The sequence below is a fragment of the Arthrobacter sp. FW305-BF8 genome (genome assembly GCF_021789315.1).
Taxonomy (GTDB): Bacteria; Actinomycetota; Actinomycetes; order Actinomycetales; family Micrococcaceae; genus Arthrobacter.
The window spans coordinates 562,931-586,873 of the sequence record NZ_CP084561.1 but is presented as its reverse complement, the minus strand read 5'-3'; the positions used below and the strand labels follow the sequence as shown (position 1 = coordinate 586,873).

The window sequence follows — 23,943 nt, the reverse complement described above, 5'->3', positions numbered from 1 at the left end:
CGGGACGACAGAATGGTTGATAAGACAACTATCGTCAACATGGCTGTCAAATGACAGTCATCTTACCTTTGCCCTGACTCCCGGTAGAATGGTCTACTGCCCCCCGGCAAGAACCAAAGAAAGTCAGTACATTGAGCACAGCAACCCTGGAGCGCCCAACCGCTCCTACGAGCGCGTCTCCCTCTGCGGATGCCCGGTCCATCCACCTGGCATTCACGAGTGCCGCCCAGGTCCACGACGGCCTGGAAAGCGCCGTGGAGACGCTGATCGAAACGGCCGCCCAGGAAGGCACCTGCGGCATCAAGGTCACGCGCCTCGAGCCAGGCCGCTACACGGTGGCCCTCGACGAGTCTGTTCCCTTCGGTGAAACACACGAGGACATCGCGGCCTAGCGCGCGAAAAAGCCCCCGATCCTGAACTCATTCTGGCCGAAGGGCCGAATGAGCCAAGGTCGGGGGCTTTTTGTTTTTCCGGAGCGCGGCCTGCCGCGCCGCTTCTGCCGGATTACATCCGGCGCACCTGCACGCCGTCGGACCTCATAAAGAGCTGCGACTCAGGCGCTCCACCGCAGATCAGCCACAACACGTTTCCGCTCCGTGAGACTTCCTCCACCTCGCCTGCCGCAATGACATGGGCATGCTTGATGATCTCGACCCGCTCGCCCACGTGCAGCGATCCCCAGTTGGTGACCGTAGCTGCGTGTGCCATGCGTCTGGACAGGACTGCCCCGCGTGCTTTCATTTGAACTTCTACCCCTTTGTGGATGTTCTCTTCCGCCACAGCCTCTTTGATGTGACTTTTACTACACCTTTAGTTCTACTACACCCGCCGGGCTGTGTGCGGCCCGTTGCGGAGTATTTCGGCACCGCCGGCAAAATGTTTGCCGGCGGTGCACTTTGTTCACCGTCAGGCGAGATTTCCGACGGCGGATTCGGCTGCCGCCCGCACCGCACCAGAGCCGACCAGCTGGTCGGCGGCCTCGAGCTCCGGTGAGAGGAACCTGTCCGTGCCCGGACCGCCCACGACGGTCCGCAGCGCTTCGAGGACAGCCGCCCCCGCAGGACCCGGGGTCAGCTGGCCATCGGAGAGCTGCGTGCGCATATCTATGGCCCGTGCCGACGTCACGAGTTCGATCGCGAGAACGCGGCGGAGGTTCTCCACGGCCTTCCGGAGCTTGCGGGCGGCGTGCCAGCCCATGGACACGTGGTCCTCCTGCATGGCGGAGCTCGGGATGGAGTCGACGGAGGCGGGCACCGCGAGCCGCTTGTTGTCCGAGACCAGGCCCGCCTGGGTGTACTGGGCGATCATGAGGCCCGAGTCCACGCCCGGATCCGCTGCCAGGAACGCCGGCAGGCCGTGCGAACGGGCCGGGTCAAGCATGCGGTCCGTGCGCCGTTCGGCGATGGAGCTGAGGTCCGCCACGGCGATGGCCAGGTAATCGAGCACGTACGCCACCGGTGCGCCGTGGAAGTTGCCGTTGGAGCTGACCCGGCCGTCAGGCAGGACCACGGGGTTGTCGATGGCGGCCGCGAGTTCACGGGAAGCCACCAGCTCAGCGTGGTCGACCGTGTCCCGGACGGCGCCCGCAACCTGGGGTGCACAGCGCAGCGAGTATGCGTCCTGGACACGTGAATCGCCCACCCGGTGCGAGGCCACGATGGCCGAGTCAGACAGAACCCGGAGCATATTGTCCGCGGAGGCGGCCTGGCCGGGGTGCGGGCGGAGGGCGGCGTGCAGCTCGGGCAGGAACACCTGGTCCGTGCCGAGCAGCGCCTCGACGCTGAGCGCGGCGGTGATGTCCGCCGCCGTCAGCAACTGCCGCAGGTCCGCTATGGCCATCAGGAGCATGCCCAGCATGCCCTCGGTGCCGTTGACCAGCGCCAGACCTTCCTTCTCGGCAAGCGTCACCGGTTCGATGCCGTGCGCGGCGAGCAGTTCAGCAACCGTGGGTTGGCCGGCGCCGCCGTACAGTTCGCCGTCGGGTCCTGTCGCTTCGCCTTCACCCATGAGGACCAGGGCGCAGTGGGACAGCGGTGCCAGGTCGCCGGAGCAGCCCAGCGAACCGAACTCCCGGACCACCGGGGTGATGCCGGCGTTGAGCACGTCCACCATGGTCTGCAGGACCACCGGCCGGACACCGGTACGGCCCGAGGCGAGGGTCTTGGCGCGCAGGAACATGATGCCGCGGACTACTTCGCGTTCCACCGCGGGGCCCATGCCGGCGGCGTGGCTGCGGATCAGCGACTTCTGCAGCTGGGTCCGCAGCTCGCCGGGGATGTGGCGGTTGGCCAGCGCGCCGAAGCCCGTGGAGATGCCGTACGCGGGCACGTCGCTGTGGGCCAGTTCGTCGATGTGTGCGCGGACCTTGGCGACGGTTTCCAGGGCGTTCTGGGAGATGGTCACCTTGGCGTCATGGCGTGCGACGGCGACGAGGTCCTCGGGCGTGGCACCGCTGGCACCGAGGGTAACGGTGAGCGGTTCGTGGGTGGTGATAGTTGTCATTTCTTCTTCCTTCTTCCCAACTGACTGGCAGTTGTTGTCGTTTTGAGCAGCCAAAACGACGTCTAATGCGAGCTACTTGGGGTGGATTCGTTCATCGGGATCCGGACGCCGCGTTCCTTGGCGACGTCGACGGCGCGGTCATAGCCGGCGTCGACATGCCTGATCACGCCCATGCCGGGATCGTTGGTGAGGAGCCGCTCGAGCTTCTGCGCTGCGAGATCGGTGCCGTCGGCGACCGAGACCTGGCCGGCGTGGATGGAGCGGCCGATGCCGACTCCTCCGCCGTGATGGAGGGAGACCCAGGTGGCGCCGGAGGCGGTGTTGAGCAGGGCGTTGAGCATGGGCCAGTCGGCGATGGGGTCGGAGCCGTCGGCCATGGCTTCCGTTTCCCGGTACGGGGAGGCGACGGAGCCGGAGTCCAGGTGGTCGCGGCCGATCACGATGGGCGCCTTGACCTTGCCTTCCTTGACCAGCTGGTTGAACAACAGCCCGGCCTTGGCGCGTTCGCCGTAGCCCAGCCAGCAAATGCGGGCCGGCAGGCCTTCGAACTCCACGCGCTCGGCGGCGGCGTCGATCCAGCGGTGCAGGTGCTGATTCTCCGGGAAGAGCTCCTTGATGGCTTTGTCGGTGACGGCGATGTCCTCGGGATCCCCGGAGAGGGCGACCCAGCGGAACGGGCCCAGGCCCTCGCAGAACAGCGGGCGGATGTAGGCCGGAACGAAACCGGGGAATTCGAATGCCCGGCTGTAGCCGCCCTTGCGGGCCTCGTCGCGGATGGAGTTTCCGTAGTCGAACACCTCGGCGCCGGCGTCCTGGAATTCGACCATGGCCTGGACGTGCTTGGCCATCGATGCCTGGGCCTTCTTGGTGAAGCCCTCCGGGTCAGCTTCTGCTTCGCGGTGCCATTCGTCCACGGAGATGCCTTCCGGCAGATAGCTCAGGGGGTCGTGGGCGGAGGTCTGGTCGGTGACGATGTCGATGGTCAGCTCGCCGGCCTTGTGCCGGCGAAGGAGTTCGGGGAACACCTCGGCGGCGTTGCCGACATAGCCCACGGACCAGCCGCGGCGCTCTTCCTTGGCCTTCAGGACCTTGGCGATGGCGGCGTCGAGGTCGGTTTCCACCTCGTCCAGGTAGCGCTTGCCGGCGCGGCGGCGGAGGCGGGTCTCGTCGACGTCGACAATCAGGCAGGCGCCCTCGTTCAGGGTGACGGCGAGGGGCTGGGCGCCGCCCATGCCGCCGCAGCCGCCGGTCAGTGTCAGGGTGCCGGCGAGCGTGCCATTGCTGTCTCCAGTGAGCTTGCGCGCGATGGCTGCGAAGGTTTCGAACGTCCCCTGCAGGATGCCCTGCGTGCCGATGTAGATCCAGGAACCGGCCGTCATCTGCCCGTACATCATCAGGCCCTCGGCCTCGAGCCGGCGGAACTCGGGCCACGTAGCCCAGTCGCCGACGAGGTTGGAGTTGGCCAACAGCACACGCGGCGCCCATTCATTGGTGCGGAAGACGCCCACCGGCTTGCCGGACTGGACCAGCAGGGTCTCGTCCTTGTCCATCGTTTCCAGGGTGCGGGTGATGGCATCGAATGCGGCCCAGGAGCGCACGGCCCGGCCGGTACCGCCGTAGACCACCAGGTCATCCGGGCGTTCGGCGACCTCAGGGTCGAGGTTGTTCATGAGCATGCGCAGGGGTGCTTCGGTCTGCCAGGACTTGGCGGTGAGCTCGGTGCCTCGGGCTGCTTTGACCGGGCGGGCACCGGTGGTGAAATCGGCGGGTGCCATGGTGGCTCCTTCGTATCGCGGGGATGTGTGTATCGCTGTTGCGTGTTGCGGAATGCTGTGTTGTCAGGCAAATCGTGGTTCGAGCGAAAGTGCTTCTGTATCAACTAAAGCCCCTTCATGGCGGGCCAAACAGGGGTTTCCGGCGGCTGCTGTCCGGTATTCCAGACCCAACTAGGTAGCAGCTGAGGACGTTCCCGGCGCTGAGAACGCCCTGTGCTGCGACCTAGTTGGGCTGCTACTTCGCCGGGCGGCCGTGGATGCGCACCGAGAGTTCATCGGCGACCTTCTGTACGCGGGCGGCGAGCACCGGCCACTGGTCCTCCGGCAGCTTGTCCTCGAGGAACGTGACGGCGACCGCCGCCGTCGGCCATCCAAGGTGATCCGTGACAGCGGCGGCGATGGAGCCAAAGCCCGGTGTCACCTCGCCGTGTTCCGTGGCGTAGCCACGCTGCCGCACCCGGTCAAGGTGCGACGACAACGCGGAGTACTTCATAATGGCACCCTCGACCTCGTGCCGGGCGGTGAAGGCGGCCGCGTTGGGATACAGCGCGCGGACCTGCGACTTCGGCAGCGCGGCCAGGATGGCCCGGCCGCTGGCGGTGAGGTGGCTCGGCAGCCGGACGCCGACGTCGGTCACGAGGGACGGCCGGTTCTTGGCCCGCTCCTCCACGATGTAGAGCACGTCCCGGCCGTGCAGGACGGCCAGGTGCGCACTCTCGCCAAGGACATCAACGAGTGAAGCCAGCATGGGTCGCCCAAGCCGGGACAGCGGTTCCTGCCGGGAGTACGCGGAACTGAGCTCGAAGGCGCTGATGCCAAGGCCGTACCGCTGCTCCTCGTGCAGGTGCAGGACAAAGCCGTTCGCCTCCATGACGCCAAGGAGGTGGTACACGCTGGAGCGCGGCAGGCCCAATGCCGTGGCAATGTTCGACGCCGCCATCGGCCCCCGCTTGGAACCCAACAGTTTGAGGATCCGCAAGGTATTTTCGGCGGCTGGAACTTTCGCCTTGACTGCTGATTCCGGCCGTTTTGCCGCTGCTGCGGTCATCGTGCCTGCCATGTGTCCTCCGGGCCTCGCCGTTGAGCTGTCTATCTGTCTTCAGGTGTCCCGGAAAGGTGTCCGGTATCCCGTACTTAAAGTTTGGGCCTCGCCCATGGCTGAAGTCGCCCTTCAGCAGCACCCCTGTCTGGAATACCGGACATCCCAGGCGCCCGCCCATCATCCCGCTTTCCCGCGCACGGAGCTAGCGTTGGTCCATGGAATCTCCACTCAAGGGCAAGGTAGCTCTGGTCGCCGGGGCCACGCGAGGGGCAGGTCGCGGTACCGCCGTGGCCCTGGGTGAGGCCGGGGCGGTGGTCTACTGCACCGGGCGCACCTCGAAAGCCCAGACCTCCGACTATCGTCGCCCCGAAACCATTGAAGAAACCGCCGCCATGGTCAGTGCGGCAGGCGGAACTGGCATCGCAGTGGCCGTCGACCATCTCAATGCTTCGGAGGTGGACGCGCTGGTCCGGCACATCGACCACGAAGACGGCCGGCTGGACATCCTGGTGAACGACATTTGGGGCGGTGAGAACCTCATCCAGTGGAACACGCCCCTGTGGGAACACGATGTTGACGGCGGTTTGCGGATGCTGCACGGCGCCGTCGACACGCACCTGATCACCAGCCACTTCGCGCTGCCGCTCCTCATCCGCCGCCCGGGAGGACTGGTGGTGGAGATGACGGACGGAACTCGAGAGTACAACGCAGCGCATTACCGGCTCTCCGCGTTTTACGATCTCGCCAAATCCGCCGTCCTGCGGCTCGCCTTCAGCCAAGCCGAGGAGCTGAAGGCGTTCGGTTGCACGGCCGTGGCGCTGACGCCGGGCTGGATGCGCTCGGAAATGATGCTCGAACACTACGGCGTGACCGAAGCCAACTGGCGCGAGGCGGCCGCCACGAATCCGCATTTCGCCGCCATCTCCGAAAGCCCGCGCTTTGTGGGCCGGGCGGTCGCCGCCCTCGCCGCCGACCCTGACGTGCACAGCCGGACCGGCGGCTCCTTCTCCTCCGGCGGGCTTGCGCAGGAGTACGGCTTTACCGACGTCGACGGCTCCCGGCCAGACTGCTGGCGCTATCTGGAGGAGATCCAGGAGGCCGGGCTGCCGGCGGATGCCAGCGGCTACCGCTGAAGCGCCGGGAAAACAGAAGCGTCGGGAAAACAGAAGCGCGAACTGTCAGGTAATGCCCTCGGTACTGGGATTTGAGGGCATTACCTGCCAGTTCGCGCCTGCGCCACCACCGCTGAGCGCACACGCTGCAACCCACACAGTCTGAAATGGAAGACACCAAGACCCCGTGAGCCTCATCACAACTCCCGTATACGTGGTCTGCTGGATAGCGATCCCCCTCCCAATGACGAGAAGGTATTGGCATGCAACAAGCCCAAACAAGAGATGAATTGGCGGCCGAAAACGGGACGGGAACGGTACGCACCGCCGCCGGAACCGCCGCCGGAACCGTTCTGAACCGCGGGCTCAACGTCCGCCACATCCGCTTCATGGCGCTGGGCTCCGCCATCGGCACCGGCCTGTTCTACGGTTCGGCCTCAGCCATCCAAAAAGCCGGCCCCGCCGTGCTGTTCGCCTACATGATCGGCGGTGCCGCCGTGTTCATGGTGATGCGCGCCCTGGGGGAAATGGCCGTGCGGCACCCGGTCTCGGGATCCTTCGGGCAGTACGCCAGCCGCTACCTTGGCCCGCTGGCCGGATTCGTGACCGGCTGGACCTACGTCTTTGAAATGGCGATCGTGGCCATCGCCGACGTCACCGCCTTCAGCATCTACATGGGTTTCTGGTTCCCGTCCGTGGAGCGGTGGGTCTGGATCCTGGCCATCATCTTCCTTCTCGCTGCGCTGAACCTGCTGAGCGTAAAGGTGTTCGGTGAACTCGAATTCTGGTTCACGCTGGTCAAGGTTGCAGCAATTATCGCCATGATCGCTGGCGGAGCGGCCATCCTCGCGTTCGGATTCCAGATCGGCGACGCCTCGGCCGCCCCGGGCCTGGGAAACCTCGTGGAGCACGGCGGCCTGTTCCCGAACGGCTTCGAGGGGCTCCTGGCCTCGTTCGCCGTCGTCATGTTCGCCTTCGGCGGCATCGAAACGATCGGCATCACGGCCGGCGAGGCAGCCGACCCCAAGAAGGTGATCCCGAAGGCCGTCAACACGGTACCGGTCCGCGTCCTGCTGTTCTATGTGCTGACCCTTGGAGTGCTGATGAGCCTCTTCCCCTGGAACGAGATCGGCAGCAACGGCAGTCCCTTCGTCCAGATCTTCAGCGGGCTGGGTATTCCTGCCGCCCCCCACATCCTCAACGCCGTGGTGATAACCGCCGCACTGTCCGCCATCAACAGCGACATCTTCGGCGCCGGGCGGATTCTCTTCGGCCTGGCCAAGCAGGGCCACGCTCCGCAGAGCTTCGGACGGGTGTCGCGGCATGGCGTGCCGTGGATGACCGTGGTGATGATGACCGGAATCCTCCTGGTGGGAGTGGTGCTGAACGCAGTCATCCCTGAAGATGTCTTCCTACTCATCGCCTCCATCGCCACGTTCGCCACCGTCTGGGTGTGGGTGATGATTCTCGCCTCCCACGTGGCCATGAAACGCGAAATCGCCCGGAAGGGCCTGCCGGCGTCGGACTTCCCCTCCCTATGGTGGCCGACTGCGTCCGTTCTCACCATCGGCTTCATGGTCCTGGTCATCGCAGTGCTGGGCTTCTTTGAGGACACTCGCGTGGCGCTGTACGTGGGGGCCGTGTGGTTGGGACTGCTGGTGGCCGCCTACGGGCTTTGGGTCAGGGGCATCGGACGACGCCGGGCCCACCTTGAGGACGAGACCTCCCCGCTGCCCGTGGTCGCCAAAACTGAGTAGGATTTCTGCGAAAATGGCGCTCAAGGCTGGATTACGCGAAAACAAGTAGTAAAAATGGAAAAAGACAGGTACTTGGCGCCTGTTACCCGAGTGCACGGTGTGATAAATGAGGTAGATGTTACCCGTGTGACGCATGTGATTGCTCCCTAAAGTGGACTACACGGTGCCAGCCGGCCGGGGGTAGAGACCCCGCATGATGTACCGGCTCCGCGCCACCAGTGACTCGACGATTGGTCACACTGCGAAGGAGTGGTCCTCATGTTGGAAATCCAGGCCGGGGCGCCGGCAGAAAATGTTCAGTCCGGGCGGTTGTCCGGCTTCCTGGCCCAGACGCTGCAACGGGCGCGCACGGCCGCTGTTCCATACAGGATCGGCGACGTTCTGCTGGGCGACGATCCGTTCAACGGCCGGCGGGAAGGCACCGTGGTGGTCAAGAACGGCCGGTCGATCGGGATCCGCTCCTCAGACCGGGTGTACTTCTACGATCACCGGCAACTGAGGCGGCCGGACTAGCGGGTCATCCCCGCCAGTCCAGCCGACGAGCAACAGGAGCCGATTCCATGTCCATCGCCAACCTGCCAACTGCCTATCTCACCATTGCCGAGGTGGCCGCTGCCTTGCGCCTTTCCAAAATGACCGTCTACCGGATGGTCCGGGCCGGAACGCTTGCAGCGGACCGGTTCGGCAAGTCCTACCGTGTGCCGGAGTCGGCCGTGGAGGAGTACATCCGGGCCTCAGGCAACCCGGGCCCGGATGATCCCCCGGGCGCACGAAGCTGAGCGCGCGAAGTTGAGGGGCCGTCGGGCTGTTGCCAACGCCTGGGAGCACATGGGTGCTGGTTGGCCATCAACCGCCGGCGTTACCATCAGGCATGCTGCCGCTGCAGAATCTCCTCGCCTTTGCCTTGGTCTCCGCGTTGCTCATCGCCGTGCCGGGCCCAAGCGTCCTGTTCGTCATCGGACGGTCGCTGGCATTAGGGCGGCGGGGCGGACTGCTGAGTGTCCTCGGCAACGCGGCCGGGGAACTGGTGCAGATCGCAGCCGTGGCGTTGGGGCTCGGCGTGGTGCTGGCTGAGTCGTTACTGCTGTTCACCGTGGTGAAGTTTGCCGGCGCGGCCTACCTCATCTATCTGGGAATCCAGGCGGTGCTCCACCGCCGTGGCGGCCCTTCAGGCCCTGATCCGTCCAGGCCGGCGACCACCCGGCGGATTCTGCGCGAAGGCTTCATTGTGGGGGCCACGAATCCGAAGTCCGTGGTGTTCTTCGTGGCGGTCCTCCCCCAGTTCGTGGACCATTCTGCCGGTGCCATTCCCGTCCAGCTCGCCCTGCTTGGTGCCACGTTCCTGGCCATCGCGCTGGTTTCGGACAGCGCTTGGGCGCTGGCCGCGGGAACTGCACGGCAATGGTTCGCCCGCTCGCCCCGCCGGGTGGCAGCCGTCACGACAACCGGCGGGGTGATGATGATCGGGCTCGGCGGAACCCTCGCCCTGACGGGGACCAAGAGCTAGGGGATTAGCGGGCGGACCAACCCCCGTCCATCGTGTAGCTGGCCCCGGTGACCATTCCGGCGGCGTCGGAGGACAGCCATGCGACCAGGGACGCCACCTCTTCGGGTTCCACCAGCCGTTTCACAGCGGATTCGGTGAGCATCACCTTCGCCAGGACCTCCGACTCCGGAATCCCGTGGACACGCGCCTGGTCCGCGATCTGCTTCTCCACCAGCGGGGTGCGCACATACCCGGGGTTGATGCAGTTGGACGTGACCCCGTGCTCCCCGCCTTCAAGTGCCGTTACCTTGCTCAGCCCCTCAAGCCCGTGCTTCGCCGAGACGTAGGCGCTCTTGAACGGGGAGGCCCGGAGACCGTGCACTGACGACAGGTTGATGACGCGCCCAAAGCCATTGGCGTACATGTGCGGCAACGCGGCCCGGATCAGCAGGAAGGGCGCTTCGAGCATGAGTGCCAGGATCCGCCGGAACGCCACGGGATCGAAGTCCTCGATGGGGCTGATGCGCTGGATGCCGGCGTTGTTCACCAGGATGTCGCAGTCCAGGCTCAGTGCGGCAAGCGCCTCGACGTCCAGGAGGTCGACAGCCCAGGATGTGCCGCCCACCTCATCGGCGAGGGCCGCGGCGCCGGCTTCGTCGACGTCGGCCACCACCACCTTGGCTCCCCTGGCGGCCAGTTCCCGTACGCACGCCGCGCCGATCCCGCTGGCCCCGCCGGTGACCAGGGCCTTGCGGCCGTTCAGGTTTTTTTCCACGTCCGGACCTTGTGCGTCCACAGTCTGCTCCTCCAAGTGTCCACGTTGACACGTGCCGCACGCCGTTCACTTACAACTCGTGCAGCACTTCCGATTCACCCGAGTATTCCTGCAGACGGAACGCGGTTCAATGACTAATCAGGCACTGGATTCGTGCAAAATTGCAGATATGGATGCCAACCCCGACGACCTGCTGGTGCTGCTCGCCGTCTCCCGCTCGGCAAAATTCACGACGGCGGCCCAGGTCCTGGGCCTGAACCACACCACCGTTTCACGCCGGATCGCCGCGCTGGAGAAGGCCCTGGGCGGCCGTGTTCTCGCCCGGGCCTCAGGGGGCTGGGAGCTGACAGCACTCGGAGCCCAGGCCGTGCTGGTTGCTGAGCAGGTGGAAACGGCGGTGCGTGCGCTGGGACCGTCAGGCCGCGCGCCTGACCCGGTTACCGGCGTCGTACGCATGACGGCGACCGACGGCTTCAGCGCATATATCGCCGCTCCCGCGGTTGCCCGGGTGAGGAGGGACCACCCGGGGCTCAGCGTGGAGATCGTCACCGTCACCCGCCGGGCGCTCCAGCAACGCTCGGGACTGGACATCGAGGTGGTGGTCGGCGAGCCGCAGGTGCACCGGGCCGAAGCGTTCCGGCTCGGCGAGTACGAGCTCGGAATGTACGCGTCCCGCTCGTACATCGAGGCCAACGGAACGCCGGAGTCGGTGGAGGCCCTGACCGCCCATCCGCTCGTGTACTTCGTGGACTCCATGCTGCAGGTGGACGATCTTGATGCACCGCGGCGCCTGGTGCCGGCAATGCGCGACGGCGTCAGCTCCACCAACGTGTTTGTGCACGTCGAGGCCACCCGGGCAGGAGCCGGGGTGGGGTTCCTCCCCTGTTTCATGGCCGACAGGCACGAGGACCTGGTGCGCCTGCTGCCCCGGGACATCGCCGAACGGCTGCCCTACTGGATGGTCCTGCGTCCGGAGTCGATGCGCCGGCCTGCGGTCGCTGCCGTGGTGACGGCGCTGCGCGAACAAACGACCGCGCACCGGGAGTGGCTACTGGGGCAGGGACGCGGCGGTTCAGCCGCTGCTGGGTAGGTGCCGTTTCGAGCGCGCAGAAGGGCAGTTACTCAGCAGTCGACGGTGGCGCAGGATCGTGGCGCACCTGGGCTCCGGCGGCGAAGGCCCGAACCTTCTCGTCGTCCCAGATATGCGCCGGCACCGCCCCGCCCAGGAGGCGCCGCGCGAGCTGCGGATCGTCGTCGAACGGCTGGTCGCTGCCGGCCATCACCATGTTCCCGTAGCGGCGCCCCTTCAGCATGGCCGGGTCCGCGATGATGATGGTGTGTTCGAAGACGGCCGCGATGGTGGCCGCGTCCTCCCGGGCATTCTTCAGGTCCGGACCGTCGCCAGAATTGACCACGTAAATTCCGCCGGGGGCGAGCACCCGGCGGACATGTTCGTTGAACTCGGCCGTGGTCAGCGCAACCGGGGTCACCGCGCCGGCGAAGACGTCCCGGATGATGAAGTCGCGGGTGTCCGGGGTGAGGGTCTCGGTCACGGCACGGGCCTCGCCGACGCGAAGCCGCAACAGCGGGGCCTTGGGAAGGTCGAACCAGCCGCGGACATACTCGGCGAGTTTTCCGTCCAGCTCCACCACCACCTGGCGGGCGTCCGGGTAGGCCGCGTGGAAGTAGCGGGCCAGCGAGCACGCTCCGCCGCCCAGGTGCAGACCCCGCAGCCTCGGCTTGGTCTCAGGCTGCCAGCGGGATTCGATGAGGGCGGACATCCAGCGCATGTACTCGAAGTCGAGGAACAGCGGATCGGCAAGGTCAATGTGGGAACTCATCACGCCGTTGATGCGCAGGAGCCAGCCCGTGGAGTTGTCCTGGTCGGCGATGAGCTCGCAGTCGCCAGTGTCGATGTAGTAGACGCCCGCAACGGGGCCGTCTGAACGTGCTCCTTTGGCGACTTCCAGCACGTCGGAGGCCGCTGCTGTGCCTCTTCTGCCGCCTGTTTTGCTGCCTGCGTGGGAACCCGGCTTCCCGCCTGACTTGGTGCGCCGTCCCATCAGTTCCCCGCCGCTTCCGTCATGCTTCAAGCCTAGTTGACCGGGGTGAAGGGGCCTGCCGGCCAGAGCTTGCCCTCCGGCGGGCGGCGGCAGGCCACGCCGGCAGTTTACCCCTCCGGGACAGGGGCGCCCTCGCCGTTGCGGATGCGCTGGACCATCGCCGTGGTGGAACGCTCAGCCACGTAGTCGAGGATGGTGACCGTGCCGCCGTACGCCTCCACGGCTTCGGTTTCGGCCAGCATCTCCGGCGTGTAATCCCCGCCTTTGGCGTAGATTTCCGGGCGCAGCTGTTCGATCAGGGGAATGGGCGTTGCGGTGTCGAAGACGGTCACGTAGTCCACGCAGCTCAGGGCGGCGATCACGGCCGCCCGGTCCGCCACGCTGTTGATGGGACGGCCCGGCCCCTTGAGCTTCCGGACGGAGTCGTCACTGTTGAGAGCCACCACCAGGACGTCGCCGAGCTGCTTGGCCTGGTTCAGGTAACGGGTATGTCCGCGGTGCAAGACGTCGAAACACCCGTTGGTCAGCACCACGCGCTGGCCGTCGTTGCGGTGGGCACGGATGTGCCGCTCCAGTTCGTCAGCGGTCAGGGCGGCGTCCCCGAAGCTTTCCAGGTAGCGGCCCAGCTCGTCCGTGCCGCACACCGACGTCCCGGGATGGTGGACCACCACATCCGCAGCGGCCTGCGCCAGGTCCAGGCTGGCCGACAGCGGCAGTGACGCCGCACGCGCCAGGGTCAAGGCAGCCACGAACGTGTCGCCTGCACCGGAGGCCTGCTTCTCGGTGGCAGGCCGTGCCCACGTCCGGTGCTGATTTCCGGCGGCTGGAATGAGGACCGTCCCGTCCCGGTCCAGCGTGACCACGACGGCGCGTGCTCCCGTCGCCTGCAGCAGCTCGCCGGCGTGCTCGGTCACCACGGCCGCGCGCTCGGGCCCGCTGCCCAGCCGGAGGTCAAGCATCCGGGCGGCCTCCTGCGCGTTGGGCGTGGCCAGGTCCGGCTCCAGTCCGGCCCACGGGCGCGGATCGTGCGCGTCCACCACCACAAGCGTTCCCTGCCCGCGCCCGGCCAGGGACTCTATGAGCCGGGCGCGGACCGGTTCTGCGAGGACGCCCGTTCCGTAGTCGCAGATCACCACCGCGTTCTGGCGTCCGACGGCGGCAGGAACCGCGGCCTCGAACGTCGCCAAGGCGTCGGGCGGGACGGTTGCCGCGGTGTCGTCGAAGCGCAAGAGGACCTGCCCGCCGCTGCTGATCCGGATTTTGGTAGGGGTGGCCATGTCCGGGTGTTCGGTGAGCAGCGTGGTGTCCACCCCCGCGGCGACCAGTTGGCGCCGAAGTTCCGCGCCGGCGTCGTCCGCTCCGATGATTCCGGCTACGCTGACGCGGGCGCCGAGTGCGGCCAGGTTCATAGCGGTGTTGGCGGCACCGCCGGGGGCAAAGTCACGCCGGGCGATGTCCACCACGGGAGCCGGGGCCTCGCGGCACATCCTGTCGATCGTGCCGCTCCACCAGCCGTCGAGCATGAAGTCGCCCACCACAGTGACGGCAGGATGTTCCTGGGCCAGCCTCCGGGGAAGCCACGCCGCAAGGCCGCGCTGCTCCGAAAGCACCGGTTCGGCGGTCATGACGCTGCCCCATTGACGTCACGAGCTGCCGGCGCAGGCGGCGCAGCGATGTGCACCACCTTGACCCGGCTGAATTCGTCCAGGAGTTCGGGTCCGTAGCCAAACCCGTGCCCGCTTTCGCCCCGGGGCTGGGCGGCCCCGCCGGGTGCGCCACCGAACACCTCGTTGACCTTGACAGTCCCCACCGGCAGCGCGGCGACCGCCTGCTGGGCGTGGGCGATGCTGCCCGTCAGGACGGTGGCGGCAAGGCCGTACCGGCCGGCCGCGGCGAGCGTGAGCCCTTCCTCGAAGCTTTTCACCACGCGCACCGGCGCCACGGGGCCGAACGTCTCCTCGGACATGGCGTCCATGGCCTCTATGCAATCCACGAGGACCGTGGCCGGGTAGAACGCACCAGGCCCGTCCGGGACAGTGCCGCCCTCCATTGCCCGCGCGCCCAGCTGCAGTGCCTCGGTCACGTGCCCATGCACGGCGTCCCGCATCCTCGTGTCTACGAGCGGCGCCAGCCGGTTCTCCCGGTTGTGGTCCCTGGCCTGCTCCACGAGAGCCTGGCAGAACGGTTCGGCGATGGACGCGTGGACGTAGATCCGCTCCACCGACGTGCAGATCTGCCCGCTGTTGCTGAAGGCCCCGATCGCTGCCTGCTCCGCGGCCCAGCCGGGATCCACGTCCGCGTCCACCAGCAGCGGATCGTTCCCGCCGTTTTCCCTGATGACATAGGCACCCGTCAGTACCGCCGCCCGTGCAATCCGGTCTCCGGTCGCGCTGGACCCGACGTGGGCGAACATATCAACGTCCGGCTGCTGCGTGAGGAGGGTCCCGACGTCGGCCCCTCCGGTCAGCGTGACCAGCACGTTGGGCGGAAAGACCGGCGCCAGCGCCTCCCCCAGCAGCTTTCCCAGGTGGGGGCAGCGCTCGCTCGGCTTGTGAATGGCGGTGTTCCCGGTAACCAGGGCGGCGCCAATGAGTCCGCAGGCCACGGCCACGGGGTCGTTCCACGGCGTCAGCAAGACGGCCACGCCGCGCGGCTCGGCGACGGTGTAATCCGCCGCCAGCACGTTGCCGCGAAGGCTGTGGCCCCGGTGGACCGGACCTAGTTCCGCGTACTGCTCCAGTGTGGAAACACCGGCGGCAATGCCGGCAAGGGCCTCCTCCACCGGACGGCCGGTCTCCTGGGCATTCAGTTCCGCAAGCTCGGCGCCGGCGGCCTCCAAGGCCCTGGCAGCCTCGCGCAACAGCTTTCCCCGCTCCCCTGGCGGCGTGGCAGCCCAGCCGGGCTGGGCCGCGCGGGCAGCTGCCACGGCTCCCGCCACGTCATCTGCGCCGGCGACGGAAAGGCTGCCGACGGTTTCCCCTGTTCGCGGGTTGAGGATGATGAGCATGTCTTCCGCATTGGCCAGCTTGCTGGTGATGGTCGATTGCATGTGGCTCCTCACTGGGTTGGCCTGTGCCTGCCGGGCGTCGATTCCTGCCCTCTCTGAGGTGACCGTACCCCGGCGTCGAAAGGTTTACACCCGGCTGCGGCAGGAGTTTCCAGAGATGGCGGGCCGGGTCCCGGCGCGGTGGCGGGCAGGGTATCCCGAGCTGGCAATACGGTGCCGATGCACCGTAGGGTGGCTCCACATAACCCATCCTGACCTGAATGCATCCCGACCTCAACGACGGAGCCGAGAGGGCTGACACCATGGAACTCATCAACGCCGACTTCGGCGGAGCGCGCATCACGGGCCAAGGAATCGGCCCGGTTTTGGAAGCCTTCAGCGGTGTCTCCCGCATCGCCGTTCTCCGTGGCGGCGGGCTGGGTGACCTGATGTTTGCCCTTCCCGCGGTGGCTGCCCTAAAGGCCGCTTATCCGGACGCCAGCGTCACCCTGCTGGGCACGCCAATTCATGCTGAGCTGCTGTCCCAGACCATGGGACCGGCGGATGAGACCGTGATCCTGCCTTTTTCCGAAGGTGTCCGTCCAGGGCCGGAGGACGACGACGAACTGGAAAAGTTCTTCACCGAAATGCGCGCCAGGAACTTCGACCTCGCCGTCCAGCTGCACGGCGGCGGGCGCTACTCAAATCCCTTCCTGCTCCGGCTCGGAGCCCGGCACACCGTGGGCACCAGGACCCCGGATGCGGAGCCGCTGGAGCGTACCGTGCCGTACCTGTATTACCAGCACGAACCGCTCCGGGCCCTCGAGGTGGCAGGATTTGCCGGTGCCCCTCCCCGCGAGCTCGAAGCCAGACTCCAGGCGCTGCCGGAATTTGGCCAGCAACTCGAGCAGGACCTGCCCTTGGGGAACGGCGGGCCCGGAGACCACCCGACACTCGTGATCCATCCGGGCGCGACGGATCCGCGACGGCGCTGGCCCGCCGAACGCTTCGCCGCGGTGGCGCGGAAGGCCGCCGACGACGGCTTCCGGGTTCTTGTGGTCGGCGACAGCAGTGAAAAGGAACTGGCCGAAACGGTGGTGGAACTCGCCGTCGAAGATGCCCCCACAGACCGGTCCGACGCTGCCCGACCGGCCGTAGAGTCACTCGCCGGCAAGCTCAGCCTGGGCGAGCTCGCGGCACTGCTCGCGGGCAGCGACGTCGTGCTGGCCAACGACAGCGGACCCCGCCACCTGGCCCAGGCCCTGGGCACACCCACTGTGGGCATCTACTGGACGGGCAACGCCATCAATGCCGCACCGCTGGGGCGCAGCCTGCACCGGATCCGCCTGGGCTGGGCCACGCGCTGCGAGGTGTGCGGCGTGGATATTACGCAGGTCGGATGGACGGCCCCACGGTGTCCTCATGACGAGTCCACCGTGAAGGCCGTCGAACCCGCCGAGGTCTACGAGGACGTGCTCCAGCTCACGGCCACGAGCCCTCTTCTTCGTGGCAGATAAGCATTTCCCGGACCTCGCAGCCGGCGGGCTGGGACAGTGCGAACAGAATCGCCTGGGCCACGTTGCCGGGGTCGTTCAGGCGTGAGTCGTCCTGCGGCTTGTACTGCTCTGCCCGGTCATCAAAGAAGCGGGTCTTCATGCCGCCGGGAATCATGGTGGTCACGCCGATCTGACCGCCCGTCTCAGCCGCCAGCGAATGGCTGAAGCCCACTACCCCAAATTTTGAGGCGCAATAGGCGGTGGCCTCCGGCAATGCCCGCTTGCCCAGCGTGGACGCAATGGTGACCACCCGCCCCCGGGACTCCTTCAGATACGGAAGCGCCGCCCGCACAACGGACACTGTGCCCATCAGGTTGACGCCGATGACGCGTTCCCATTCCTCCGCCGCCACGTCCTCCAGCTTGCCGCACCGGTCGATGCCCGCCGCGGTGACGACGGCATCCAGCCCGTCCAGTGTCTCGGCTGCCTGCCGGACAGCTTCAGTCACGGCAACGCGGTCTGAGACGTCCACCTCGAAAGCCTTCGCAGCCGCAACGTTCCGGATGTCCCGGTCCAGCACCACCGGTGTTCCCCCGGCTTTCAGCACGGCATCAACGACGGCGGCCCCCAGACCGGAGGCGCCGCCGGTTACCAGGACCCGGCCGGGCCGGAAAGTCGATTCAGTCATGGTGTTCCTTTCGGTTGGGTCTTAACAAGATCGTGTTGCAGTTCAGGTGACACAGTTCAACTGACCTTCGCCAGTGCATCCGCGAGGACTGACGTGGACCGGGCCTGGTGGAACGGCACCGTCACACAGCGCCCGCCCCAGCCCGCGACCAGGCCTGCCTCGGGCAGCTCCGATGCGCGGTAATCGCCGCCCTTCACCCAGACGTCCGGCCGCAGTGTCTCCAAGCATGCCTCCGGGGTGTCCTCCCCGAAAACCAGGACAGCGTCCACGCACTCAAGTGCCAGCAAAAGCTCCGCCCGGTCCTGCTGGCTCACAATCGGCCGCTGCTCACCCTTGATCCGGCGCACCGACTCGTCAGAGTTCAGGCACACGATCAGGCAGTCACCAAGGTCCCTCGCAGCCGCCAGCGTGCGGGCATGGCCGGCATGCAGCAGGTCGAAGCAGCCTCCCGTGGCCACGACCGTTCCTCCGTTGGCGCGCACCCGCCGGGCAAGGTCCAGGGCGTCTTCCTCGGGGCTGTGGTGCCAGACCGGCCGGTGGCGGTCGGGCAGGGAGGCTACTCCGCCGGCGCCGAGGAAGGCAGCCGCTTCATTGATCGCGAGTTCCGCGGCGTCGCCGAGGCTGCGTCCCTCGGCCAGGTGCACGGCAAGGCTGGCCGCGAGCCGGTCGCCGGCGCCGCAGGGATCCGTGACCTCGGTGGGAGGGGCCGGTATGGTCACGGGTGCTGTGTCGTTCCGGGACAGCAGTCCACCTTGCTCCCCCATGGTCACGAGGACCGCCTGGCTTTGCCAGCGGTCCAGCAGTGTTTTGCCGAGGGCGCTGCCGACGGCGGCAATCGCCGCATACGTTCCCGTGCCGGATTCCGCAGCCTTGGCCGCCTCGGAAAGATTCGGCGTCACCACGGCCACGCCGCGCACCGGGACGGCGCCGGACGGGTGCGGATCCCATACGATCGGGATGTCGGCGGCGCGGGCCTCGAGCAGCTCGCGGATCTCCGGGTTTGCGGCAAGGCCCCTGCCGTAGTCGGCCACGATGATGACCTCGGCCTGGTCCAGCGCCCTGAGCATACCCGCGGTGGCCTCCGGCACTTCCGGCCGCCCGCATCCCTCATCCACCCGCACCACCGGCTGGCGACCCGCGCGGATCCGGGTCTTAACAGGGGTTCTGGCGCCGGAGGGCCCGGAGACAACCCGTACGCCGGCGAGCGCGCCCTCCAGTGCCAGGGAGGCGTCGTCGTCGGAAAGCACCGTCACCAACGTGACAGGGTGGCCGTCCTGGGCCAGCATGCGGGCCACGAGCCCGGCGCCGCCGGCCCGGCGCCGGACCTCGGAGACGTCCACCACCGGCACCGGCGCGTCGGGGCACAACCGTGTTGCCTCACCCGAAAGGTCCACGTCCAGCAAAACGTCGCCCACCACAGTGATCCTCATGCGCGATCAGCCTCCAGACCGGCATTGACCTGGCCTTTGCGGGCCACCTCGGCTTCAAAGGCCCGGCAAATGGCATGGAGGGCGATCAGGTGCCCTTCCTGAGCATTGGCGGAGATGGCATCGATGGCCACAGCCTCATCGCAGCAGGACGCCAAGGGATTGGGCGCCGGCCCGGTCAGGGCCCACGTGGTCACGTTCAGTCTGGCCGCCGCCTCGGCTGCACGGAGCAGGTTGGGGCTCTGGCCGCTCGTGGACAGCAGCACGAGAATGTCCCCCGACCTGCCGTGGGCGCGGACTTGCCGGGCGAAGAGTTCCTCGTAGCCGTAGTCGTTGGCAATCGCCGTGACGGCCGAACTTTCCGCGTGCAGGGAGATCGCGGAAAAAGGCATCCGTTCGCCATCAAACCGGCCCACGAGCTCCGCGGTCAAGTGCTGCGCTTCGGCAGCGGACCCGCCGTTCCCGGCAGCAAGCAGCTTCTGCCCGCTGAGCAAACGCTGGGCCAGCTCCACGCCCCATTCGGCCAGCCGGTCGGCCTGGCGTTCCAGGGACCGCAGGGCAGGCAGGACGTTTTCCAGATGGGTCCGCACCGCCTCCCGCGAGCCCGCTCCGGCGTTCTGCCTGCCCGTCTCCTGGGAGGAGAACTGGTCCTGGGAGGGGGGAAGGTCCGGAGAGATGCCAACCTGGTTCATGGCCGGAAGTTCGGCCTCCCGCAGGGATTCCGCAGTCACAGAGCCGCTCCTTCCATTGGTTCCAGCCGGCCCGCGTCCGCAGTGCCTGCGATGGCCAGCTGGTAGGCCTTTTCGGTTTCGGCAGCGACCCTGCTCCAGGAGTAGCGGGCCTTCGCGCGCCGCTCGCCGGCCCGTCCGAGCTTGGCCCTCAGTTCGGGGTTGGCCAGCAGGGTGCCGACGGCCTCTGCGATGGCTTCGGGATCCTTCGGCGGTACATGCAGGCCGGTTCCGCGGTCCACCACACTGTCTGTCAGGCCTCCCACCGCAGCGGCGACTACCGGAACACCGCAGGCCATGGCCTCAAGGGGAACAATGCCGAAGGGCTCGTACCAAGGAGTGCAGACCACAGCGTCCGCACTCCGGAAGATACCGGGCATGGCCTCCCGGGCCACCTGCCCCCGGAGCTCAACATGGTCCGCCACGCCGAGGTCCCGGGCAAGGTCCAGCAGCCTGCGCGCCTCCGGATCCTGCCCGCCCGCGTCCTCCCCGCCGCCCACGATCAGCAGCTCGACGTCGTCGAACCCTTCCTTGAGCAGGTACGGCAGCGCACGGATCACCAGATCAACGCCCTTGCGCGGAACAAGCCGCCCCACGGAAAGGATCCGATGCGAACGGGCCGGAGCGTCGGCCAGCCCGTCACTGGAGAAGAGGTCCAGATCCACCCCGCAGGGGGCGATGGAAACCCTGCGGGTATCAATTCCCATTGCCCGCAGTTCGAAGACCTCGTCAGAACACGTGGCCACGATGCGGTCAGCCGACCGGCCCACGGACGGTTCAAGGAAACGCCTCTCGGCCGGGCTGGTGTCCGCGGCGCCCTGGTGGCGCCGCTTAACCGTGCCCAGTGCGTGGAAGGTCTGGACCACGGGAACCCGGAATCCGCCAGGCTCGCGGCGTGCGGCGTCCAGCGCGGCGACGCCGGACATCCAGAAGTGGCCGTGCACCACGTGCGGCGGTGAGTCGCCCCAGTCCTGGACCACGCCATCCGCCAGGGCGCCCATGAAGGGCAGCAGCTCGTCCTTGGGCACATGTTCGGCCGGCCCTGCGTCCACGTGTACCACCTCGAGCCGGGGATGCACCCGCACCCTCGCGGGCAAATCCGGCGAGTCACGCCTCGTGTAGACCGTTACCCGATGGCCCCGACGGGCCAGTGCCGACGAAAGGGCCGCCACATGAACGTTCTGGCCGCCGGCATCCACGCCGCCAAGCGCTGCCAAAGGACTGGCGTGTTCCGAAATCATTGAGATCTTCAATGGATGTTCCCTTCTCGCGCCGCGGTGGGGGCATCCGGTCCGGAGCCCTTCAAAGCTGCATCGCCGGAGGGTGCCCCCTCCAAAGACCCATGCTGCCGCTCCTCCCCCTGCACTTTCCCTCCGCCGCCGGCCGGCACCAGCTCCGCCAGCAGCTCGTCCCAGTCAGCCAGAAAGCGTTCCAGCCCATAGCGCTCCAGCGCCGCCTCCCGGGCAACTTTGCCCCGGCGTCGGGCCTCCTCCGGATCATTGACCAGCTGCCGGGCAATCCGGCTCAGCTCCTCTACCTCAGTGGAAATGCCGCCTGCCTCAGGCGGGACGGCCCGTGCCGCCTCGGTGGTGGCCAGCGCCAGAACCGGCATGCCAAGATGCATCGCCTCCAGCAGCGCGAGCCCAAGGGAAGTCCAGCGCAGCGGGTGCAGGTATGCCCGGCAGCGCGCCAGTTCACGGTGCAGCTCCGCGGTTTTCAGGTCACCCCGGACGGTGAGCTGCCCGGAAGGGATTCCCGTGGCCTCCGCCAGCCCGTCGCCGCCCATGCCGAAGACCTGGAGCGGGGCTGCCGTGGCGAAGCGTGGCAGCAGGTCCGTGCCCGTCACGCGGCCGCGGCGTACCGGTTCGTTGACCACCACGCCCAGCTCCGGGACCTCGCCCGTGTAAAGGTAGCCGGGGTCCGCGATGCCATGCTCAATGACCTTGGTCGGTGCCCGGCCGCTGTCCCAGAACAGTTCGTTGAAATGGGTCACGTGAACGATCGGAATGCCGTTCTGATCCCCGAGGGGATGGACCGTGAAGGGAACATCACCTTTGGGGGTGTTGTGTTCCACGTACACGGCGGGAAGGTCGACGCCGGCCCGGCGGCCCAGGATGCGCGTCACCTCAGCGGCTTCCTCCGGACGTTGAAGCACGACGGCGTCGATGCTGCCGGCGTCCAGCTCCGCGAGCGCGACCTCCCGCGCAGAAGCGGGCCAGGGCCGGCCGGCCCGGCCCAGCCCCCAGGGACCGCCGCCGGGCAGGACAGGCAGCAGGTACTCGTGCCGGCCGCGGACAAAGGCGTCCGTCCACGACCCGTGCACGTGCCAGAGCAAGATTCTCATTGTTTCCGGACCTTTCTCCGTGTGCTGAGCGACGAGACCCCGCTCAGCAGGCGTTCGACCGCGTCCACCACCTGCTCCGGCGGAACAGAGCTGAGGCAGGGATGGCCCGGTACCGGACAATCTCGTGCACGGCTGAGCCGGCACGGCGCGTTCTGGTCTCCCAGCAGTTCCAGCGGAACGCCGTACGGCGCCCAGCGGACGGCCGGTACGACCGGGGAAAACAGGCTCACCACCGGGGTTCCGACGGCGGCCGCCAGGTGGGCGGGACCGGTGTTTCCGGTGACCACGACGTCGGCGTTGGCCAGGACCCCGGACAGCGTAGAAAGATCCGTCCGGCCGCCGAGATCGATGGCGGAGGGGCCGGCCACGGTAGCGGTCAGGGCTGTTTCCCCCGGGCCGCCGGTCACCACCACCCGGTGGCCGGCGCCCTCCAACAGCTCCACGGCCGCCGCATGGTGCAGCGGCGGCCAGGCCCGGGCCGGGACCGTTGCCCCCGGGTGGACCACCACGTACGGGCCCTCGCCTACCAGGTGCCGGACGCCGGGAGGGTCCTTGACCATGAGTTTTCCGTCGTCACCCGTCTTGAGCTGGAAGCCCGCCGCGCGGGCGATCCCGAGCGCCCGCACGGACTCTGGCTGGTCCTCGGGAAAGTCCTCGCCGGGTCTCAGCCTGACGTCGAGAAGGGAGCCCGGGTAATCAGTGGACGCGCCCGTGATGCGCTCCACACCGGCCAGCCGCAGCAGGAGCGCCAGCGGAAGCGGCGACTGGTGGAAGGAGGTGAGGATGACCGCCTCGGTGATGCGGGAATTCCGGACATAGCCCACCAGCGAGTCAAGATGAGGTCCTGTGACCGCCGGGGCGGGGTTGCTGATCCACGGGGAATCCCAGGAATACACGTCGGCGACATTGGGCAGCAGTGACGCTGCCGACTGGCCTTGCGGTCCGCAAAGCACGACGACGTCGTTGGGGCTGCCGCCGTCGGCCCGGCGTCCGTTCGCCACTGCCCGGACTGCCGGGCCCGCCAGGAGGACGTCACCGACGCTGTCCAGCCGGGCCACGAGGACCCTGCTCATGCGGGCCCTTTCAGCAGCGGCCCCAGAGGCGCAGGTCCCCGAAACAGCGGCTCCCCGAACAGCAGCGCGACGGCCTGTTCGAGGTCAGCGGCAACCTCGGGGGCCGCTGCGACTTCCTCAGCCCGGGTCTGCGGGGTAGGAACAAGGACACCGCGTGCGCCGGCGGCCGCGGCCGCCTCCACGTCGCTGCCGATGTCACCTATGAAGGCCGCCTCCGAGGGATCGATGCCAAGACGCCGGCAGGCGCTGCGGACCATGCCCGGCGCCGGTTTCCGGCACAGACACGCGTCCCCGCTCCCGTGCGGGCAGACCTCCCAGACGTCAAAGGGGCCCAACAGGTCCTCAACCCGTGCGTTCACGCTATCAACCTCCTGCGCCGTCAGGAGGCCGCGGGCAATGCCCGACTGGTTGCTCAGCACGCCGGTGGCGAGTCCCCGGCTGCGCACTTCGTCGAGGACTTTCCGTGCATGCGGAAAAGGCTTGACCAGCTGCGGATCTCCGTTGTAGGGCACGTCAACCACAAGCGTTCCGTCGCGGTCGAACAGCACAGCCTTGAGCGTAGAAGCGTTACTTGCCATACCCACCTCGTTCCCCGACCAGCGGAAACCTAAACAACAGACCGCCTACTTCTTCTCGGCTAGACTCCTCGACAGACGTCCGAGCAGGGCGGCTGAAGAGAGGAGGGATAC

The 23,943-nt window shown here is 67.4% G+C and carries 23 protein-coding genes; 8 read left to right on the top strand and 15 right to left on the bottom strand.

Annotation, left to right across the window (positions count from 1 at the left end):
* Positions 1-131: 131 nt before the first annotated feature.
* Positions 132-392 carry a hypothetical protein gene (locus LFT45_RS02680; protein WP_236806399.1) on the top strand — a complete coding sequence of 87 codons (261 nt, stop codon included), beginning with the start codon at positions 132-134 and terminating at the stop codon, positions 390-392.
* Between the two features lie 112 nt (positions 393-504).
* Here LFT45_RS02680 and LFT45_RS02675 read toward each other — a convergent pair whose 3' ends face one another.
* From LFT45_RS02675 to LFT45_RS02660, 4 genes are all read right to left on the bottom strand, one after another.
* Positions 505-741, bottom strand: a complete 237-nt coding sequence (locus LFT45_RS02675; RefSeq protein WP_236806398.1) for a hypothetical protein — start codon at positions 739-741, stop codon at positions 505-507.
* A gap of 165 nt (positions 742-906) precedes the next feature.
* Positions 907-2,502 carry a histidine ammonia-lyase gene (gene hutH / locus LFT45_RS02670; RefSeq protein ID WP_236806397.1) on the bottom strand — a complete coding sequence of 532 codons (1,596 nt, stop codon included), beginning with the start codon at positions 2,500-2,502 and terminating at the stop codon, positions 907-909.
* 62 nt (positions 2,503-2,564) lie between these two features.
* On the bottom strand, positions 2,565-4,277 hold the full coding sequence (gene hutU, locus LFT45_RS02665) for a urocanate hydratase (RefSeq protein WP_236806396.1): 1,713 nt from the start codon (positions 4,275-4,277) through the stop codon (positions 2,565-2,567).
* A gap of 235 nt (positions 4,278-4,512) precedes the next feature.
* On the bottom strand, positions 4,513-5,337 hold the full coding sequence (locus LFT45_RS02660; RefSeq protein WP_236806395.1) for an IclR family transcriptional regulator: 825 nt from the start codon (positions 5,335-5,337) through the stop codon (positions 4,513-4,515).
* A 197-nt stretch (positions 5,338-5,534) separates the two neighbouring features.
* Here LFT45_RS02660 and LFT45_RS02655 point away from each other — a divergent pair, with 197 nt between their 5' ends.
* The 5 genes from LFT45_RS02655 to LFT45_RS02635 all read left to right on the top strand — a co-directional run bounded on the left by LFT45_RS02655 (position 5,535) and on the right by LFT45_RS02635 (position 9,695).
* Positions 5,535-6,452 (top strand): SDR family oxidoreductase, encoded by a 918-nt coding sequence (locus LFT45_RS02655; RefSeq protein WP_236806394.1) that lies wholly within the window; start codon positions 5,535-5,537, stop codon positions 6,450-6,452.
* Positions 6,453-6,694: 242 nt separating this feature from the next.
* Positions 6,695-8,188, top strand: a complete 1,494-nt coding sequence (locus LFT45_RS02650) for an amino acid permease (RefSeq protein ID WP_236806393.1) — start codon at positions 6,695-6,697, stop codon at positions 8,186-8,188.
* Between the two features lie 258 nt (positions 8,189-8,446).
* Entirely contained in the window at positions 8,447-8,701 is a 255-nt protein-coding gene (locus LFT45_RS02645; RefSeq protein ID WP_236806392.1) for a hypothetical protein, read from the top strand.
* Between the two features lie 47 nt (positions 8,702-8,748).
* Positions 8,749-8,967 carry a helix-turn-helix domain-containing protein gene (locus LFT45_RS02640; RefSeq protein WP_236806391.1) on the top strand — a complete coding sequence of 73 codons (219 nt, stop codon included), beginning with the start codon at positions 8,749-8,751 and terminating at the stop codon, positions 8,965-8,967.
* Between the two features lie 92 nt (positions 8,968-9,059).
* Entirely contained in the window at positions 9,060-9,695 is a 636-nt protein-coding gene (locus LFT45_RS02635) for a LysE family translocator (RefSeq protein ID WP_236806390.1), read from the top strand.
* Between the two features lie 4 nt (positions 9,696-9,699).
* On the opposite strand, the gene LFT45_RS02630 is transcribed toward LFT45_RS02635, so the two are convergent.
* Entirely contained in the window at positions 9,700-10,449 is a 750-nt protein-coding gene (locus LFT45_RS02630; RefSeq protein ID WP_214846108.1) for a 3-hydroxybutyrate dehydrogenase, read from the bottom strand.
* Positions 10,450-10,618: 169 nt separating this feature from the next.
* Between LFT45_RS02630 and LFT45_RS02625 the strand changes: the two genes are divergently transcribed.
* Complete coding sequence (locus tag LFT45_RS02625) at positions 10,619-11,539, top strand: LysR family transcriptional regulator (protein ID WP_236806389.1); 921 nt, start codon at positions 10,619-10,621, stop codon at positions 11,537-11,539.
* 28 nt (positions 11,540-11,567) lie between these two features.
* On the opposite strand, the gene LFT45_RS02620 is transcribed toward LFT45_RS02625, so the two are convergent.
* From LFT45_RS02620 to LFT45_RS02610, 3 genes are all read right to left on the bottom strand, one after another.
* Positions 11,568-12,512 carry a spermidine synthase gene (locus LFT45_RS02620; protein WP_236806388.1) on the bottom strand — a complete coding sequence of 315 codons (945 nt, stop codon included), beginning with the start codon at positions 12,510-12,512 and terminating at the stop codon, positions 11,568-11,570.
* A gap of 107 nt (positions 12,513-12,619) precedes the next feature.
* The gene (gene rfaE2, locus LFT45_RS02615) at positions 12,620-14,137 is read right to left on the bottom strand and encodes a D-glycero-beta-D-manno-heptose 1-phosphate adenylyltransferase (RefSeq protein WP_236806387.1); all 1,518 of its coding nucleotides are present in this window, start codon (positions 14,135-14,137) and stop codon (positions 12,620-12,622) included.
* Entirely contained in the window at positions 14,134-15,561 is a 1,428-nt protein-coding gene (locus tag LFT45_RS02610) for an aldehyde dehydrogenase family protein (RefSeq protein ID WP_236806386.1), read from the bottom strand. The genes rfaE2 and LFT45_RS02610 overlap by 4 nt, the downstream gene beginning before the upstream one ends.
* A gap of 260 nt (positions 15,562-15,821) precedes the next feature.
* On the opposite strand from LFT45_RS02610, the gene LFT45_RS02605 reads away from it, so the two are divergent.
* On the top strand, positions 15,822-17,015 hold the full coding sequence (locus LFT45_RS02605) for a glycosyltransferase family 9 protein (RefSeq protein ID WP_236808895.1): 1,194 nt from the start codon (positions 15,822-15,824) through the stop codon (positions 17,013-17,015).
* Here LFT45_RS02605 and LFT45_RS02600 read toward each other — a convergent pair.
* The 7 genes from LFT45_RS02600 to LFT45_RS02570 are packed head-to-tail and all read right to left on the bottom strand — an operon-like array spanning position 16,981 to position 23,832.
* Positions 16,981-17,682 (bottom strand): SDR family oxidoreductase, encoded by a 702-nt coding sequence (locus LFT45_RS02600; RefSeq protein WP_236806385.1) that lies wholly within the window; start codon positions 17,680-17,682, stop codon positions 16,981-16,983. The two genes, LFT45_RS02605 and LFT45_RS02600, sit on opposite strands and share 35 nt — an antisense overlap.
* Positions 17,683-17,738: 56 nt before the next feature.
* Complete coding sequence (locus tag LFT45_RS02595; RefSeq protein ID WP_236806384.1) at positions 17,739-19,112, bottom strand: PfkB family carbohydrate kinase; 1,374 nt, start codon at positions 19,110-19,112, stop codon at positions 17,739-17,741.
* Positions 19,109-19,840 carry a D-sedoheptulose-7-phosphate isomerase gene (locus tag LFT45_RS02590; protein ID WP_236806383.1) on the bottom strand — a complete coding sequence of 244 codons (732 nt, stop codon included), beginning with the start codon at positions 19,838-19,840 and terminating at the stop codon, positions 19,109-19,111. The genes LFT45_RS02595 and LFT45_RS02590 overlap by 4 nt, the downstream gene beginning before the upstream one ends.
* A complete protein-coding gene (locus tag LFT45_RS02585) occupies positions 19,837-21,090 on the bottom strand; it encodes a glycosyltransferase (protein ID WP_236806382.1) in 1,254 nt (417 codons plus the stop codon). The genes LFT45_RS02590 and LFT45_RS02585 overlap by 4 nt, the downstream gene beginning before the upstream one ends.
* A complete protein-coding gene (locus LFT45_RS02580) occupies positions 21,087-22,181 on the bottom strand; it encodes a glycosyltransferase (RefSeq protein ID WP_236806381.1) in 1,095 nt (364 codons plus the stop codon). The genes LFT45_RS02585 and LFT45_RS02580 overlap by 4 nt, the downstream gene beginning before the upstream one ends.
* Positions 22,178-23,254 carry a glycosyltransferase family 9 protein gene (locus LFT45_RS02575; protein ID WP_236806380.1) on the bottom strand — a complete coding sequence of 359 codons (1,077 nt, stop codon included), beginning with the start codon at positions 23,252-23,254 and terminating at the stop codon, positions 22,178-22,180. Before LFT45_RS02575 ends, LFT45_RS02580 begins: the two co-directional genes overlap by 4 nt.
* A complete protein-coding gene (locus tag LFT45_RS02570; protein ID WP_236806379.1) occupies positions 23,251-23,832 on the bottom strand; it encodes a D-glycero-alpha-D-manno-heptose-1,7-bisphosphate 7-phosphatase in 582 nt (193 codons plus the stop codon). Before LFT45_RS02570 ends, LFT45_RS02575 begins: the two co-directional genes overlap by 4 nt.
* Positions 23,833-23,943: the final 111 nt, after the last annotated feature.

Coding starts and splice junctions, on each gene's coding strand:
- LFT45_RS02675 (WP_236806398.1), bottom strand. CDS start 741: ATGAAAGCACGCGGGGCAGTCCTGTCCAGACGCATGGCACACGCAGCT.
- hutH (WP_236806397.1), bottom strand. CDS start 2,502: ATGACAACTATCACCACCCACGAACCGCTCACCGTTACCCTCGGTGCC.
- hutU (WP_236806396.1), bottom strand. CDS start 4,277: ATGGCACCCGCCGATTTCACCACCGGTGCCCGCCCGGTCAAAGCAGCC.
- LFT45_RS02660 (WP_236806395.1), bottom strand. CDS start 5,337: ATGGCAGGCACGATGACCGCAGCAGCGGCAAAACGGCCGGAATCAGCA.
- LFT45_RS02655 (WP_236806394.1), top strand. CDS start 5,535: ATGGAATCTCCACTCAAGGGCAAGGTAGCTCTGGTCGCCGGGGCCACG.
- LFT45_RS02650 (WP_236806393.1), top strand. CDS start 6,695: ATGCAACAAGCCCAAACAAGAGATGAATTGGCGGCCGAAAACGGGACG.
- LFT45_RS02645 (WP_236806392.1), top strand. CDS start 8,447: ATGTTGGAAATCCAGGCCGGGGCGCCGGCAGAAAATGTTCAGTCCGGG.
- LFT45_RS02640 (WP_236806391.1), top strand. CDS start 8,749: ATGTCCATCGCCAACCTGCCAACTGCCTATCTCACCATTGCCGAGGTG.
- LFT45_RS02635 (WP_236806390.1), top strand. CDS start 9,060: ATGCTGCCGCTGCAGAATCTCCTCGCCTTTGCCTTGGTCTCCGCGTTG.
- LFT45_RS02625 (WP_236806389.1), top strand. CDS start 10,619: ATGGATGCCAACCCCGACGACCTGCTGGTGCTGCTCGCCGTCTCCCGC.
- LFT45_RS02620 (WP_236806388.1), bottom strand. CDS start 12,512: ATGGGACGGCGCACCAAGTCAGGCGGGAAGCCGGGTTCCCACGCAGGC.
- rfaE2 (WP_236806387.1), bottom strand. CDS start 14,137: ATGACCGCCGAACCGGTGCTTTCGGAGCAGCGCGGCCTTGCGGCGTGG.
- LFT45_RS02610 (WP_236806386.1), bottom strand. CDS start 15,561: ATGCAATCGACCATCACCAGCAAGCTGGCCAATGCGGAAGACATGCTC.
- LFT45_RS02605 (WP_236808895.1), top strand. CDS start 15,822: ATGGAACTCATCAACGCCGACTTCGGCGGAGCGCGCATCACGGGCCAA.
- LFT45_RS02600 (WP_236806385.1), bottom strand. CDS start 17,682: ATGACTGAATCGACTTTCCGGCCCGGCCGGGTCCTGGTAACCGGCGGC.
- LFT45_RS02595 (WP_236806384.1), bottom strand. CDS start 19,112: ATGAGGATCACTGTGGTGGGCGACGTTTTGCTGGACGTGGACCTTTCG.
- LFT45_RS02580 (WP_236806381.1), bottom strand. CDS start 22,181: ATGAGAATCTTGCTCTGGCACGTGCACGGGTCGTGGACGGACGCCTTT.
- LFT45_RS02575 (WP_236806380.1), bottom strand. CDS start 23,254: ATGAGCAGGGTCCTCGTGGCCCGGCTGGACAGCGTCGGTGACGTCCTC.
- LFT45_RS02570 (WP_236806379.1), bottom strand. CDS start 23,832: ATGGCAAGTAACGCTTCTACGCTCAAGGCTGTGCTGTTCGACCGCGAC.